Genomic DNA, 14,937 nt, shown 5'->3' with positions numbered 1-14,937 from the left:
CTTCGTGAGTAAGATGAGTATAGTTCATGATGCAACTTTGACTTTGGTCGGTCGGAAGCAGAATGCTAGCTCATCTTCCTTCCTTCCAATAAATTAATCTCTGTTGCACTTCATTTGAGAATCTAAGGAATTAAAAAGCAAAGGAATACGTAGCTAAATAAACTGCGTAGAAAGGACTAACTTCTCCACGGTCCTAAAAACTTAATCGTTGTACTATACCTTATGTCATTAAGCGCAAATGTGCTTAGTTATAAGGGAATTGGCAGTACACAACAAAATACCCCAGCTTGAGGCTGACCGGGATTTGCAGCAAGCTGGCGGGCAGCAGTTTGGCAACGCTTTAACTGGTTTTGAATTGCTGGCAAGCCCTGAACAATGCCCTGACTTTTGACAATGGCTTTTATGGCTGCCGAGCAGGTGGTATCACCATACACATGGCCTGCTGCACATTTAAAACCCTTGATTGGCGATAGATAGCGCTGATAGCCTTCGATCACTTGTAGTACAGTGTAATTACCAGCTTTAATAATAGAATTAGTCATGGTTTTAAGCGCTTCATTTTTAAACCTAAAGCTTAACCGGCTATTTTGTTATTGTGGAGAATTGACCTGTTGCGGTTTGGCAACAGGGTTTATTACATTTGCTATAAATTCTGGGATTGGCAATTTATCCTGACTAAGGCTGATTCAGGAATACATCACTTCCTTTGGCGCTGCTACTTCTACCTGCTGGACAGAAGCCGTAACTGCTTTTTGCGCTTTACTCTTGGTTTGATAGTTCACATAAATGGCTTGCTTGCCCAGATATTCGCGTAAGGCGCGTAGTAATTCATCCTCAGCGCGCACCCACCAGTGTTCAGATAATTCCAGCGTACCATGTGCATAGGCTGTTTCTACCTGAATATGTAAAGGAATTTTTTTGCTGGTTTCATCAATAAGCTCGGTGTAGGGCTGCAGGATTGTCGCCAGTTCTGACGCAAAATTATGATGCTGCATTAATGCAGTATCAGGTTGCAACACAATATTTAACGCACGTTTTGCCCGGATTTCATTTAAGCTAAATGCTTTATTCAAACGGCCAATTGGACGATCAAAATTTTCCCGTTCAACCACTTCACCTTCAATCACAATGATATTGTCAGTCTTGATGAGTTCCTTATAGCGTTGCAGGCGCTCAAAATTGGTGTTGACTTCAAGGCGGGCAGTGCCATCATCCAGCGTAATGACGGTGCGGTTGGGAAAGTTGGCAACATCCAGTACCAGACCAGCAAAGACAGTAGTACTGCCGCGACGGGTGGCACCCAGCTCATTTAAACTGGTTGGAATAAAGTTTTTCAGCTCCTGACGGTACACATCCATCGGATGCCCAGTTAAATACAGGCCTAAAGTGTCTTTTTCACCCTTAAGCCGAACTTCATCGCTCCACGGTTTAACGAATTTGCTGACTGGCCGTTGTACGGTTTCAACTTCACCAAACAAATCCATCATGCCAATTTCACGATTCTGGCGCGCCTGTTCTGCCGCCTGTACGGCTTCTGGCAGTTGTTCCATCAGACTAGCACGTTCAGTTTCAAAGCAATCCATGGCACCAGCACGAATCAGGGCTTCCAGCGTGCGTTTATTGGTTTTTTTCAGGTCAATACGGTGGCAAAAATCAAACAGGTCTTTATAGGGGCCATCCTGCTCACGGGCAATAATCACCGATTCCATTGCGGCTTCGCCTACACCCTTAATGGCACCTAACCCATAGATAATAGTTTTATCATCAGACGCAAGGAATTTGTAATTGGACATATTCACGGAAGGCGGTAAAACTTCCAGCCCAATACTACGGCAATCTGAAATCAGGAATACCACGTTGTCGGTGTTTTGCATTTCCGAGGTGAGTACTGCCGACATGAACTCTGCCGGATAGTGTGCCTTTAGCCATGCTGTGTGGTAGGCAACCAATGCATAAGCCGCCGCATGCGACTTGTTAAAGCCATAACCGGCAAATTTTTCAATATAGTCAAAAATTTCATTGGCCTTGCGCTCATCAATTTCGCGCTTGGCCGCACCTTCAATAAAGGTCAGGCGCTGTTTGGCCATTTCCTCAGGTTTTTTCTTGCCCATGGCGCGACGCAGCAAATCCGCACCACCCAGTGAATAACCGGCACACACCTGCGCGGCCTGCATCACCTGTTCCTGATAGACCATAATCCCGTAAGTGGGCTTAAGCACGTTTTCCAGTAAGGGGTGCAGGTATTCAAAGTCGCCGCCATGCATCCGGTGGATAAAGTCGGGAATCAGATCCATCGGGCCCGGACGGTACAATGACACAAACGCAATGATTTCCTCAAACTGGCTGGGCTTGGCCTCTTTGAGCATGCGTTTCATGCCGGGGGATTCAAACTGGAATACGGCTGTGGTGTTGGCATCGGCAAACACTTTATAGGCCTGTTTATCATCCAGTGGCAGGGTTGATAAATTTAATAAAGCCTGCTGTTGCTGCTTGCGCCGCACGTTAATATTTTGAATCGCATCTTCAATAACGGTCAGGTTGCGCAAGCCCAAAAAGTCAAACTTGACCAGCCCAATGGCTTCAACATCGTCCTTGTCAAACTGGCTAACGCGCGAGCCTTCTTCATCACAATATACTGCCGAGAAATCGGTGATCTTGTTGGGGGCAATCAGTACACCGCCCGCATGCTTACCGACGTTACGGGTAATGCCTTCCAGTTTGAGCGCCATCTCCCAGATTTCAGTCGCATCGTCATAGTCCGGGTTGGCCGGATTGGTCACCAGGTCTTTAAGCTGGGGCTCCATCTCCAGTGCCTGTTTCAGGTCAACACCAATGGGTTTGGCGGGAATCAGTTTGGATAGGCGGTCTGCCAGACCATAGGATTTACCCTGTACCCGTGCCACGTCGCGCAAGGCTGCCTTGGCTGCCATACTACCAAAGGTAATAATTTGCGAGACTGCCTCTCGGCCATATTTTTGTGCCACATATTCAATCACGCGATCACGGCCAGCAATACAAAAATCCACGTCAAAGTCGGGCATGGAGACGCGTTCAGGATTCAAGAAGCGCTCAAATAGCAGCTCATAGCGTAAGGGGTCAAGGTCTGTAATTTTTAGGCTGTAAGCTACCAGTGAACCTGCACCCGAACCACGACCCGGGCCAACCGGTACGCCATTATTTTTGGCCCACTTGATAAAGTCCATCACGATCAGGAAGTAACCGGGAAATCCCATGTCCAGGATGGTTTTGATTTCAAACTGAAGCCGGTCTACATATTGCTGTTGTAATTCTGCCCAGTTGCCCATTTCCCGTTCATCACAGCCGACCGGGTATAGCTGCTGAAGCCGTTCCTCAAGGCCAAGCTGGCACTGCTCGGCAAAAAAGCTTTCAATAGTATGTTCAGCAGGAATAGGAAAGTTGGGTAGATAATTTTTACCCAAAGTTAAAGTCACTGTACAGCGCTTGGCAATTTCCACTGTATTTTCAAGGACACTCGGCAAATCTGAAAACAGGTTTTCCATTTCAGCCTGTGTCTTGAAATACTGCGCCTCAGAGTAGTCGCGTGGCCGGCGCTCATCACCCAGAACATAGCCTGAAGCAATACATACCCGGGCTTCATGCGCCTCAAAATCCGAGGCCTGCATAAAGCGCACATCATTGTGAGCAATCACACCAATCTGGTATTTTTCAGCCAGTTGCAGCGCCAGTTCTATATATTCATCTTCACCGGGACGATTGGTGCGGGTAATCGCCATATAGACCCGGTCAGCAAATTGCGCAATCCAGTCTTCCAGTAGGCCTTCCGCTTTTTCTGGCGTGCTGCTACGCAAAGCTTGGCCAACATCACTATGCATACCCAGCAGGGCAATCAGGCTATGATTCTTTTTAAAGACCCAGTCGCGTTCAATGCAGGGAATACCCAGATTCAGTCCATCGGTAAAGCCTTGCGATACAATTTCGGTCAGGTTGCGCCAGCCATCATTGTTCATGGCCAGCAGGGTAGCGCGGCCCTTATCATCACACAGGCGGATTTCACTGCCAAGAATGGGCTTAATGCCTTTACCCAGACAGGCCTTATAAAATTTGACAGCAGCATACAGGTTAGACAGGTCGGTCAGTGCCATGGCGGGCATCTGGTCTTTTGCGGCAGCATTGATGAGCGCAGGGATACGGACAATCGAATCAACAATTGAAAATTCGCTATGTATGCCCAGATGAATAAAGCTCATTACTGCCTCCTGTTTTGAAGTACAAATCATATCATGCCTGTTGGGGGAGTTCGTAAAAACATCAGGGATTATTGATGACCCGACAAAACATCAAATTTGGTTCTTGATAATCGAAGGCTTGATAAAAATGCCAAAATTTACTTAAGCCTGAAGAAAAAAACGTGAATTTTCAAAATCTTTCAAAAATACGATGAAATGCATGCCTACAAATTGCACAACTTCTCTGGAACTAAGGTAAGCTAATTCATCTGGAAAACTGTAATTGTGGTAGAGAAGCATGAGCCAGCACCCATCATCTGTACTGTTAAATGGCATCAATATCAGTGAGATTTTAAATGTCCAGAAAATCCACGATAATTTGTATAGCTCGGGCCAGCCGACAGTACAGCAACTGGAATTGATCTGTCAGGCTGGTGTGTCCACTGTTGTCAATCTGGCATTAAATGATGCAGACAATAGCCTGATCCGGCAGCATATTTATGAGGATCGTGCTGTGCTGGAACTGGGTATGCATTATATCCATCTGCCAATTTTATGGGACTGTCCTTCAGCCAGTCAGGCACTGTTTGCGCTCAAAGCGATTCATCACTTGCAGGATCAATTGGTGTGGATTCATTGTGCTGATAACTGGCGTGCTTCCAGCCTGATGTATTTGTATCGCCGTTTTTATATGAAAATGCCGATTGAGCAAGCCGATGAATTACTGCATCAGGTCTGGGAGCCAGATGAAACCTGGACTGGTTTGATTAATGCAGTGGCAATGCAATTACAGGCAGAGCAGTTTAATTATTAAACTTAATCCTTCTGATGATTTTTACAGAAGGAAAGCTTTGTTTTTATCCTGTTATGGAAGGCAAATTCAGAATTCTAATCGGTAAAATTTAGCTACCTAGCCAAACTATTTTAAGTCAGTTGGATGTTGGGTGGCAGCGACCATGCAGTGAGCGCTATAACATTATTTATTAAAAAAGCCTTAGCAGATAACTGTAAGGCTTTTTAATTTGGAAATTAAACTTAACGCAGGCTAGCCAGATAACGATCTAGTCGCTTGATGGCTTCACGCAGCTCACCTTCAGCAGGCAGGAAGACCACGCGAAAATGATCCGGCGTTGGCCAGTTAAAGCCAGTACCCTGAACCAGCAGTACTTTTTCAGCGCGCAGGAAATTCAGCATAAATGCCTCATCATCCTCAATGGGATACATATTAGGATCAAGGCGAGGGAAGCAATACAGGGCGCCTTCAGGCTTCACACATGATACACCGGGAATCTCGTTAAGCATTTCCCAGGCAATGTTGCGCTGTTCATAGAGGCGGCCACCAGGCTTAACCAGATCATTAATGGTTTGATAGCCACCCAGCGCAGTTTGAATCGCGTATTGCGCCTGCACATTGGCACACAAGCGCATACTGGCCAACATGTCCAGGCCTTCAATATAGTCTTTTGCGCGTGATTTATCGCCTGAAACCATCATCCAGCCAGAGCGAAAACCCGCAATCCGGTACGACTTGGACAGGCCATTAAACGTAATACATAACACATCACTAGCCAGTGTTGACATGGGAATGTGTTCAATCCCGTCATAAACAATCTTGTCATAAATTTCATCGGCAAAAATAATCAGGTCATGCTTGCGGGCAAGCGCAACAATCTGCTCCAGAATATGCCGCGGATACACTGCACCGGTTGGGTTATTTGGGTTAATCACCACAATGCCGCGCGTATTGGCCGTGATTTTGCTTTCTATGTCAGCAATGTCAGGATACCAGCCATTTTGCTCATCACACTTATAATGAATGGCCTGTCCACCAGAAAGGTTTACTGCCGCTGTCCACAATGGATAATCCGGCATGGGCACCAGCATTTCATCACCATTATCCAGCAGGCCCTGCATCGCCATGACAATCAGTTCAGACACCCCATTGCCAATATAAATGTCATTGACATCAACATTGAAAAGGCCTTTTTGCTGGTAATACTGAAACACGGCCTTGCGCGCTGGAAAAATACCTTTAGAGTCGGAATAACCAATCGCATTGGGCAGGTTAATAGCCACGTCATTGATGATTTCCTGCGGTGCTTCAAAGCCAAAAGGCGCAGGATTGCCAATATTTAATTTAATAATTTTATGGCCCTGTTCCTCCATTTCCACCGCCGCTCGCAAAATCGGCCCGCGAATGTCATAGCAGACATTTTCCAGCTTGGCAGATTTCTTGATGGTACGGCGAGTATTGGGAATTGGAGCACTTGTAGACATGACAGGGTTCACTATTTGGTCTTTACTGGCATAGCGGTAAAGGTAGCTTTTGAAGGTTTTAACGGTCACCAGATCCAGCGCATGACTGGTCTTAAGCAATTCCACAATTTTCTCGTGGGTATAGCCTTCGGCCTGATACTGTTTGATGACAGGTAAAAGTTTTTTAAAAATAACGCTTTTCTTTTGCGACATTTTTAGACCTCGATACACAGGCAGTCAGGATAAGTAGCATTTTTGCTTTCGTCAATTTAGTTTGCTTACTTTATTGTGTAAATTACAAAAAATAATAGTAGATCAAGATATTTTGCTTACTTTTTGCTTTTAGATATTTAATCACGTTACTTTTATCGTTTGTCGTTAGAATTGCACAATCTGCACAGAGGAATAATAGTTTTTTTACCTAGACTTAAGTTAAAACAGTAAAGTTAATAACAAATCAACAGGATATTGCCATTATGCCTACCGTGAAAAAATCTGATATGGAGTGGAAACGTCAGTTAACTGCTGAGGAATACCGCATTACCCGTGAAAAGGGTACAGAGGCGCCTTTTACCGGAATTTATTGGGATAATCATTCCAGTGGCGTTTATCGCTGCAAATGCTGTAATACAGCGCTATTTAGTTCGGAAACCAAATATGATTCCGGTAGCGGCTGGCCCAGTTTTTACAAGGCTATTGAAAGCGGAGCGATTGATGAGCACCGTGATATGTCGCATGGCATGATCCGCACTGAAATCACTTGCCATAATTGTGGAGCGCATTTGGGTCATGTTTTTGAAGACGGACCAGCACCCACAGGTTTGCGCTATTGTGTAAATTCAGCTTCTTTAAATCTGGAAACCGATGATTACCAGCGCGAAGATAATTCCCCATGGACCAATGAATATAATGGTGAGGATCATTTATCCTAAGGGATGACTATCGATGTTGACAATTTTAATTGTCAACATCGAATGACTTGGTTACAATGAAAAAATCTCATAAGAGCAAGTGTAGAGGATAAATCCATGACAACAATTTATGATTTCTCAGCGGAAAAACTCGAAGGGGGAACGCAGGCACTGAGTGACTATGCTGGTAAAGTTGTCCTTATTGTAAATACAGCCAGCAAGTGTGGTTTTACCCCACAATTTGAAGGGCTTGAAAAGGTCTATGAGAAATATAAGGATCAGGGTTTTGTGGTACTGGGTTTTCCGTGCAACCAGTTTGCCAGCCAGGACCCGGGCAGTAATACCGATATTGGTGAGTTTTGCCAGCGTAACTATGGCGTGAGTTTTCCGATGTTTGCCAAAATTGATGTTAACGGCAGCGACGCACATCCACTGTACAAATACCTGACCAAGGAAGCAAAAGGGCTGCTGGGTACAGAAGCAGTCAAATGGAATTTCACCAAGTTTCTGGTAGGTCGTGATGGAAACGTGATTGACCGTTATGCGACCGCCACTAAGCCGGAAGCGATGGTTAAGGATATTGAAAAAGCTTTAGCCAAATAATTGAGTTTTTCTTGCCTAAACCCTTTTGTACAAATGGTTGTGCTTAAATAAGTAGCATGACCATTCGACTTCCTGCACAGGACTTGTTTAAAGTTAGTTTTTAATAAAAATTATTTATTAGATCTCTTTCAAAAGTCTGGTTTCGACATGGTTCCTGATCTTACCAAAGGACGGTTCCCGAGCTTGTCGAAGGACGGTTAATGAGCATTCGACAATCTCATGCTAAGGCCTAATCGAAGTGGTTGAAGACAAATTGGCATTACTAATGAAAGAAGTCTATTTACTGACGAATTAAGCGCCAAGAAGCCAATACCCCAAACACAATAGCAATTATTATTAAAATCAGCAGATTTGTACCAATATCAGACAAGCTGGCATGCATTTGATTGAGCTGGATAAACTGTCGCACGCCCGCTGTGGAAGGCACGATCCATGCGCTTAGCGCCATCCATTTGGGCATCGCTTCCAGCGGCCACGAGGCACCTGTTAAAAAGAAAAATGGTACAGAGGTAAAGGTGAGCACTTGTGCAGGTCGTTCAGGCCGGTCAAAAATACTGCCCAGCCACAAACTCAAACTCACCACGGCCAGCACAAAAACAGGCGTGGCAATCAATAATGCAGGCAGGTTGGCATCACGGGGATAATCCTGATACCAGTACACAAAGCCAAAATAATATAGACAGCTTAAAATCCCAATCAGGCTACAGGCCAGCGTAATGCCAGTCAGGTTAATCAGATTGAACCTGAATTGCTGCTGCTTGAGGCTAATAATCAAAAAACTCACCCCAAGTAATAATGTTTGTTGCACAATCAGGGCTGCCACGGCTGGAAAAATATAACTGCCATAACCGCCTTGCGGGTTGTATAGCGGGTATTCATACAATGATAAACTGGGTTCCACATGCGCAGTTTGCAATAGGGGCGTAAGTTGCTCGGCAATTGATGCCTTGATACCACTGGCCAGTCCATTGCCAATTTCCCGTGTGCGAATCAGGTAAGCCCCACTTAAATAAAGTGCCAGACCGCTATTTTGCCCACGCAAGACATTACTTTCCAGGTGTGAGGGAATAAGAAAAATCGCATCAGCCTGTTGTTGTTTAATAAGTTGTTCAGCTTCAGCAAAATTGGCTGTTTGCTGCACAATATTTACCGCGCGCAAGGTACTGATTTTGGAAACAATATTACGGCTCAGCGGGCTTTGATCCTGATTCACTACCACAATGGGTAACTGGCTGGCGACCTGGCTTTGATACGCCGCTGGGTAGAAAAAGCCATAGAGCACCACCGCCAGAATTAGCGTGCTGGCAATCGGCCGTGTGGTCAGGATAGTCCTTAAGGTAAAAATAAAGGCCTGTAGTATGGTCATGGAGGATGTTGTGGATGATCTGGTAGATAGTTTTGTGGACTGTGTCATAAGCTGTCACTCACCGCAGGCTGACGCTTGAGTAACAGTAGACTCAGCAGCATAAATCCAATCACAAAGCCACCTAGAATCAGCAGGGGGTTGAGAGAGGTTTGCCATGGTGAACCTATGATCCATTGCTGGGTTTGCAGCTTGGCATAGGCGGTAAATGGCAGGCTATTGCTCCAGATTCTCGTAAAGAGCGGTGCACCAATGGTAGGTAAAGTGACACCAGCATAACTTAAGGAAGAGCCCGCATAAATTGCTACCATGGAAAGACCCGTATTAATGTCCTTGGCCAGCAAAACAATCGTAGTAGCAAACAAGGCATAAGCTGTGAATAGCAGGATTTGGCCTATTAATAACATCAGAAGATTGCCTTGAATGATCCAGCCTTGAATGCCAGACATCCACACTGTCCACAAAAAACACCATAAGCTAAAGATGATGATGTAAGGCAGAAGTTTGCCAATCATTAAACTAAAAGCTGGCGCACCTGTTTTAAAGTTAAGAAAATCCTTGGTTGAACCCGTTATAAAATCGCGCCCAATACTGGCCGCCACACAGCAGGCCAGCAGCAAATGTAAAATGGCAATAACTGCAAATGGCTCTAAAAATAACTCATAACTTAACTGCGGATTATAAAGCGCAGTCACCTGAATGGTTGGCAGGTTAAATTCAATGGGGGGTACACCCAACTGACGAATCAGGGCTTGCTGCTGCTCACGGGTTGCTGCGCTAACAGCACTATTAATGCCACCAGCAACAGTACTGGCAATAGAAAAAAAGGCTTCATTAACATAGCTGGCAATTTCAGGGCTTCGGCCATGCAAGAGGTTGGCTTGTGCTTGCGCGGGAATATTCACGACTCCCCAGACCTTAAGCTGCTTTAAATGCTGCTCTGCTAATGGCATGGATGGCTCATAGGCATAAATCGACAGCGCTGGCGTTGCTTGCAGGTTGCGGATAATCTGGCGGCTATAGGCAGAGTGATCCTGATCAACCACCACAATGGGCAAGTGGCGCGGTGAACCCTGTGACAACATACTGACCAGAAATATAATCACCAGTAAGGGAGCAAGCGTGACCAGACTTAAATCCCAGTAGCTATTTTTTAGTAAGTTTAGCTCGCGCCAGAATACTGCCCACATGACTGTTTACACCTGATTCGCCGTAAACTAATGCGTACTAGCAGTTTGGGATTGCGTCTGAGGCTCAGTTTGGGTTTGAGGCCAGTCAAATAGCACACTCATGCCCGGACGCAAACCAGCCAGCGGTTGCAGGCTTTTTAGTTTAATTTCAAACGTACGTATGTCGTAACCACTGGACTGGCGGGTGGCTTTCCATGAGGCAAACGTACCCTGTGCAGCAATATGCGTGACCTGAAAAGCTACATTTTTCTGGTTAAGCGCCGGAACATTACCATGCAAAATACTGCCGTGTCTAAGCTGGTTAAACTGGTCTTCGCGCAGGTTAATACTAACCCACTGATTGCGTAGGTCAATCAGGGTATACAAGGGAATACCCGCAGGCACAAGTTCACCCACATTGGCAAACTTCTGGCTGACTTCGCCATCTTCCGGCGCTATCAGCTGCATTTCCTGATTGAGTGATTTGGCTTCAGCCACGGCTGCTTCAGCAATTTTAACCTGTGCCTGTGCAGAGGAAAGCTGCTCAGGCGTGCTGCCACGTTCAGCCCGTAAATATTGCTGGTGTGCTGCTTCTGCGATTTGTGCCGATGAATTTTTGGCAGCCTGTGCTTCATCACGGCGCTGGCGGGAAATGACCCCTTCATTAAACAGGTTTTGAGCACGCTGATAGGTCACACGTGCCAGTTCAGCTTGTGCCAGTGCGCTTTGCCAGTTGGCCTTTAAGGAGGCAATATTTTCCTGCTGCGAACCACGTTCTGCGGTTTGTTCAAGTGCTCTGGCTGATTGTAGAGCACCTTCTGCCTGCTGTTGTTTGGCTTGTAATTCGGGGCTGGTGAGAATGCCCAGAATCTGACCTTTTTTAACGCTTGCGCCTTCTTCTGCCATGAGCTGTTCAACCCGGCTAGGCACCTTGGTAGATACATTTAATGTGTTGGCTTCTACCATGCCCTGAATTTGCTGGGGTGCAGGTTTGTTGGCCAGCCACAGGCCCAGCCCGACCATGGCAATTAAAAATACAATAATCAGGCTGCGAATGATGCGGGATTTTTTTGTTGATAAATTATCTGGAATAACATCAGCCGCATCAATTGATGAATCAGGACGGTTTTCCAGAATCTGGTTATTTTGCTCAGGGGATTGGTTATTATCGTTCATTTTTTCATCCTGTGGCTGTTCGCCAATGGCAAAGCAAAACTAAAAGCTTGACTAAAGTCAGAAACAGGCTGAACTTTTAGTACTGAATTATCATTGATTACGCTTGAAAACTTCTCAGCCTGACCCAGTGCAGCCAAAAGAGTAACCAGCGCCAGATCATAACGGTAGGCTGCGGTTGCCTGATCGGTATAGGCGAGTGTTAAAGCATTAACTGCGTCATTGACAAAGGTTGCGGTGGTTTCACCTTCCCGGAAAGACAGCTGTTGCACGCGCAGGTTTTCCTGTGCTGCAGTAATGCTGGTTTGCATGCTTAAAAATGCCTTGCGCGCATTTTCAGCTTCATAATAGGCCCGGCGTACCAATTGTTGAATGTCTTGTTGCGCTTGTTGCTGTAAGGCTTGGGTTGCATCCTGACGCGCCTGTGCGGCATTCACCAGTTTCTTGCGATCAGTATTTGCCAGCAATGTATAGTGCGCGCCAACCCCAACCAGCCAGTCATTTTTATTTAAAGTCTGCTGGCCAAACACATAGGCACTGGGCAATAAGCTGGCTTTGGCCACTTGTACAGCTTGAGCGGCCAGTTGCTGGTCTTTTTGCAGTTGTGCCAGTTGTGGTGACTGTTGACTGAGCTGCGCCAGATAAAAATCCAGTGGCTTCAACGGTGCCGATTGCACAAAAAGCGGCGTGATGAGCTGGGGCAGTTCCGGCTGTTGCAATAATTGTTGCAGGTACTGGCGCGAGACATATTCATTGCTACCGGCCTGATCATACTGGCGCTGGGCGGCCTGCATTGCCACTTCAACCTGTAAGCGCTGCGAACGGCTAATCATGCCTTGCTGTTCAAGTTGCCGGGCATTGTTCAGGTGCTGTTTTAGGGCATTTAGGTTTTGTGCTGCGGCCTGAGCCAGACAAGCTGCCAGTTGCTGGCCAAAATAGGCCTCGGCCAGTTTGAGGGTTTGCTGATCCTGCACTTGCTGGTGATTCAGCTGTGCTTTTTCATAACCAAGGTGTGCAATGTTTTGTGCTGCCTGAATGCTGCCACCAGCATAAATCGGCATAACAGCCGAAATGGTTGGGCGGAACAGCTTGTCATTAATCACCACATTGCTTGAATTGGGAATCTGGTCAAACAAACCTGAAACAGCTGTTGAAAAACGATTGCTTAAAAAATTGCTCACATTATCCGGCAAAGGCACGGGCAGATTATTTAAAGACTGGGCAAAAGCCTGATTGGCAGCATTTTCACCGGTAGCCTTGACATCACTCAGGGGAACATCAACTTCGGTGCGGTATTTAATGGCATTGGCATCAAGGCTAATCACAGGCCGCCACAATTGCGCGTTGGCTTCGGCCTGATTTTGTGCGGCTGCCAAATTGGCAGTGCTGGCCTGTATTGCATAGGCGTTTTGCTTGAGAAACTGTTCAGCCTGACTAAAACTTAAAGAATTATTGGACACACTAGCGTTTGAAAATACAGGTAAATTTGTCTGGTCTGCCAGATTTTGTGGCTGATTGTTGAGTTGCTGATTGCTATCGTATTGAGAGTGTGATTCGAGATCCTGCGCAAAAGTACTTTGCTGCACTCCAGTAGTGGTGACTGCTCCCGCAACAACCTGCCATTGGCTGTAAATTAGCATTGCAACGGCACAGGAACGGGAGACTAAAACAGTTTTTTTTAAGGTCATAGGCATATTTGTGCAATCTGCTTTTAGGGCCTGAGCGAATGATTGGGCATTACCTCAACCTCTGGCTAAACACATGATGCTTTTTCAGAATTAAAGCCTATTTTAGCGATCAATCTAAAGTAATTGATTGTAAAACTTAATCAAACAAGCGACTTTGCAGTCATCAATGCACTTTGAAATTTAAATTATTATTCAAAAGCATGAGTCCAATAATAAAAAATCCTGCGGCTCGGGCAGGATTTTTAGGCAATCTAGTAGCTTAAAAACTTCATCTGGTATAAGTAAACAAACCAAATAAGCCAATTGAATTGACTGGACATTGTCATTACAAAATCCGCTTTAGGCGTTTAATCACCTGTTCACACTGGTTCATATCAGCTACCAGTGCCATACGGACATGATTTTGTCCCGGATTACCCTGAGCATGATTTTGTGAAACGTCACGTGATAAATAGCACCCTGGTAATACGGTAATATTGGCTTTTTCGTATAAATGACGCGCAAAACGCTCATCATCATCCACCTTGAGCCAGAAATAAAAGCCTGCATCCGGTTTTTGCAATGGGAGCAACTGGCCTAATTCATCAAGGAATAAATCAAATTTCTGGCGATACAGCTGACGATTTTGTTCAACATGAGTTTCATCCTGCCAGGCCACGATAGAGGCCAGCTGATGCTGTACCGGCATGGCAGCGCCATGATAAGTACGATATTTTAAGTAACTGTCCAGAATTCTGGAATCACCAGCCACAAAACCAGAGCGTAGACCCGGCAGGTTGGAACGCTTGGATAGCGAATGGAACACCACACAATTTTTATAATCATGACGGCCTAACTCAGCACAGGCTTGCAACAGGCCAGTAGGTGCCTGATCAAAGTACAGTTCGGAATAGCACTCATCCGAGGCAATAATAAAATCATGCTGATCCGACAGGGCAATCAGTTTTTTAAGTTGCTCCATTGGAATAACTGCACCCGTGGGATTGCCTGGTGTGCATAAAAATAATAGCTGGGTTTGTTGCCATACATCGGCTGGAATGTTATCCAGATTGCCCAGATAGTTATTTTCCGGCGTGCAATTATAAAAATACGGGGTAGCACCCGCCAGAATACTGGCTCCTTCATAAATCTGGTAAAACGGATTGGGCATTACGACATACGGCTGACCAGAATTGTGGCTGCGGTCAATAGTCGCCTGCACAAAGGAAAACAGGGCTTCACGCGTACCACTAACTGGCAAAACCTGTGTTTCTGCATCAATAGTGTGCAACTGAAACCGTTGCTTTAACCAGTCAGCAATTGCCAAGCGCAAGGCAGGCAAACCCTTACTGGTGGGATAAGTGGACAGGTGTTGCAGTGATTCAACCAGTTTTTGTTTAACAAACTCAGGGGCCTGATGTTTAGGTTCGCCAATGGACAGCGAAATATTGGGTAAGTCAGTGGCTTTAAGGTCTGCAAAAAGTCTGGCCAGCTTTTCAAACGGATAGGGATGCAGGTGATTAATGGCAGGATTCATCGTGCTGTTCTCATGGCGATGCTTAAAAGGTTAAAACAATAAATTTTAAA

11 protein-coding genes are annotated in these 14,937 nt (G+C 45.7%); 3 read left to right on the top strand and 8 right to left on the bottom strand.

The window, feature by feature from the left end; all coding sequences use genetic code 11:
- Positions 1-248: 248 nt before the first annotated feature.
- Positions 249-542, bottom strand: coding sequence for a membrane protein insertion efficiency factor YidD (gene yidD / locus E2B99_RS06725; RefSeq protein WP_134244173.1), 294 nt, complete (start codon positions 540-542; stop codon positions 249-251).
- 144 nt (positions 543-686) lie between these two features.
- On the bottom strand, positions 687-4,229 hold the full coding sequence (gene dnaE, locus E2B99_RS06720) for a DNA polymerase III subunit alpha (RefSeq protein ID WP_134244172.1): 3,543 nt from the start codon (positions 4,227-4,229) through the stop codon (positions 687-689).
- 277 nt (positions 4,230-4,506) lie between these two features.
- Between dnaE and E2B99_RS06715 the strand changes: the two genes are divergently transcribed.
- Positions 4,507-5,022: a protein tyrosine phosphatase family protein gene (locus tag E2B99_RS06715; RefSeq protein ID WP_134244171.1), complete on the top strand. Its 516-nt coding sequence runs from the start codon at positions 4,507-4,509 to the stop codon at positions 5,020-5,022.
- Positions 5,023-5,243: 221 nt separating this feature from the next.
- Here E2B99_RS06715 and E2B99_RS06710 read toward each other — a convergent pair whose 3' ends face one another.
- The gene (locus tag E2B99_RS06710) at positions 5,244-6,677 is read right to left on the bottom strand and encodes a pyridoxal phosphate-dependent aminotransferase (RefSeq protein ID WP_134244170.1); all 1,434 of its coding nucleotides are present in this window, start codon (positions 6,675-6,677) and stop codon (positions 5,244-5,246) included.
- Positions 6,678-6,940: 263 nt separating this feature from the next.
- Between E2B99_RS06710 and msrB the strand changes: the two genes are divergently transcribed.
- A complete protein-coding gene (gene msrB, locus E2B99_RS06705) occupies positions 6,941-7,396 on the top strand; it encodes a peptide-methionine (R)-S-oxide reductase MsrB (protein WP_134244169.1) in 456 nt (151 codons plus the stop codon).
- A 96-nt stretch (positions 7,397-7,492) separates the two neighbouring features.
- Positions 7,493-7,978 carry a glutathione peroxidase gene (locus E2B99_RS06700; protein WP_026470547.1) on the top strand — a complete coding sequence of 162 codons (486 nt, stop codon included), beginning with the start codon at positions 7,493-7,495 and terminating at the stop codon, positions 7,976-7,978.
- A 280-nt stretch (positions 7,979-8,258) separates the two neighbouring features.
- Here the strand turns inward: E2B99_RS06700 and E2B99_RS06695 are convergent, their stop codons facing one another.
- The 5 genes from E2B99_RS06695 to dapC all read right to left on the bottom strand — a co-directional run bounded on the left by E2B99_RS06695 (position 8,259) and on the right by dapC (position 14,887).
- A complete protein-coding gene (locus tag E2B99_RS06695; protein ID WP_166739002.1) occupies positions 8,259-9,344 on the bottom strand; it encodes an ABC transporter permease in 1,086 nt (361 codons plus the stop codon).
- 44 nt (positions 9,345-9,388) lie between these two features.
- Positions 9,389-10,531 carry an ABC transporter permease gene (locus tag E2B99_RS06690; RefSeq protein ID WP_134244167.1) on the bottom strand — a complete coding sequence of 381 codons (1,143 nt, stop codon included), beginning with the start codon at positions 10,529-10,531 and terminating at the stop codon, positions 9,389-9,391.
- A gap of 27 nt (positions 10,532-10,558) precedes the next feature.
- Positions 10,559-11,686 carry an HlyD family secretion protein gene (locus tag E2B99_RS06685; RefSeq protein WP_134244166.1) on the bottom strand — a complete coding sequence of 376 codons (1,128 nt, stop codon included), beginning with the start codon at positions 11,684-11,686 and terminating at the stop codon, positions 10,559-10,561.
- Positions 11,683-13,323, bottom strand: coding sequence for a TolC family protein (locus E2B99_RS06680; RefSeq protein ID WP_166739001.1), 1,641 nt, complete (start codon positions 13,321-13,323; stop codon positions 11,683-11,685). Before E2B99_RS06680 ends, E2B99_RS06685 begins: the two co-directional genes overlap by 4 nt.
- A 373-nt stretch (positions 13,324-13,696) precedes the next feature.
- A complete protein-coding gene (gene dapC, locus E2B99_RS06675; RefSeq protein ID WP_134244164.1) occupies positions 13,697-14,887 on the bottom strand; it encodes a succinyldiaminopimelate transaminase in 1,191 nt (396 codons plus the stop codon).
- Positions 14,888-14,937 lie beyond the last annotated feature (50 nt).

This window comes from Alkanindiges illinoisensis (assembly GCF_004377485.1).
Lineage (GTDB): Bacteria > Pseudomonadota > Gammaproteobacteria > Pseudomonadales > Moraxellaceae > Alkanindiges > Alkanindiges illinoisensis_A.
Note: the sequence above shows the minus strand (reverse complement) of the source record. Positions and strands in the feature narration are given on the sequence as shown.